The sequence below is a fragment of the Rothia sp. HMSC061C12 genome (genome assembly GCF_001815755.1).
GTDB classification, from domain to species: Bacteria; Actinomycetota; Actinomycetes; order Actinomycetales; family Micrococcaceae; genus Rothia; species Rothia mucilaginosa.
Window position 1 is genome coordinate 21,049 of sequence record NZ_KV821867.1, and the last position, 453, is coordinate 21,501.

Below are 453 nucleotides of genomic sequence, written 5' to 3' on the forward strand. Positions count from 1 at the left end.
TTCCTTTTCGGAGGGACTTTCATTGAGGGACACCATATCCTCATGGTGTGCGGTTTATATCTACAGGATTTCCCTTCCTTTTCGGAGGGACTTTCATTGAGGGAGGAATTCCGCCAGCACCTGATGAGCCAGACCCCGGATTTCCCTTCCTTTTCGGAGGGACTTTCATTGAGGGTTAGAGCGCGAAAGCAAGCCAGAACGGGAAAAAATTTCCCTTCCTTTTCGGAGGGACTTTCATTGAGGGAGATTTGAAAATCCGCGAGTGGAACCCCTTCATCAAATTTCCCTTCCTTTTCGGAGGGACTTTCATTGAGGGGGCATCAGCACCGAAGAGGTGCCGGTGCGTGCTGATGATTTCCCTTCCTTTTCGGAGGGACTTTCATTGAGGGTCGACTTGTCCGCAACCCACGACACCGCCGGGATATGATTTCCCTTCCTTTTCGGAGGGACTTT

1 CRISPR repeat array is annotated in these 453 nt (G+C 50.8%).

The window, feature by feature from the left end:
* A CRISPR array of direct repeats spans positions 1–389; the repeat unit is 29 nt; unit sequence TTCCTTTTCGGAGGGACTTTCATTGAGGG.
* Positions 390–453: the final 64 nt, after the last annotated feature.